This is a genomic window from Pantoea sp. EKM10T (assembly GCF_011800685.1).
GTDB lineage: Bacteria > Pseudomonadota > Gammaproteobacteria > Enterobacterales > Enterobacteriaceae > Pantoea > Pantoea agglomerans.
The window spans coordinates 1-418 of sequence record NZ_JAALEU010000029.1 but is presented as its reverse complement, the minus strand read 5'-3'; the positions used below and the strand labels follow the sequence as shown (position 1 = coordinate 418).

Genomic DNA, 418 nt, shown 5'->3' with positions numbered 1-418 from the left:
GTAGGGGAACCTGCGGTTGGATCACCTCCTTACCTGAAGATACCTTCCCGCGCAGTGTCCACACAGATTGTCTGATAGAAAATAACGAGCAAAGTGTCTTTCGAAGACAGACTTAATTGTCCCCTTCGTCTAGAGGCCCAGGACACCGCCCTTTCACGGCGGTAACAGGGGTTCGAATCCCCTAGGGGACGCCAAAGCTTGGTGACAGGTGAAAGATGTTACCCACATATCTTAAAGATGACTTACGAGTCATGTTTAAGATATTGCTCTTTAACAATCCGGAACAAGCTGAAAATTGAAACGACGCAGCGCGTCATTCCTCCGTAATAGGGAATGACAAGGCGATGCGTTCGAGTCTCTCAAATGCTTGCAATTCGCAGCGTTGTAAAACGCCTGTGGGTTGTGAGGTTAAGCGACT

1 tRNA gene is annotated in these 418 nt (G+C 48.6%); it reads left to right on the top strand.

Features of this window, described 5'->3' with window-relative positions:
* Positions 1-118: 118 nt before the first annotated feature.
* Positions 119-194 (top strand) — tRNA-Glu (locus tag HFD95_RS21885).
* Positions 195-418 lie beyond the last annotated feature (224 nt).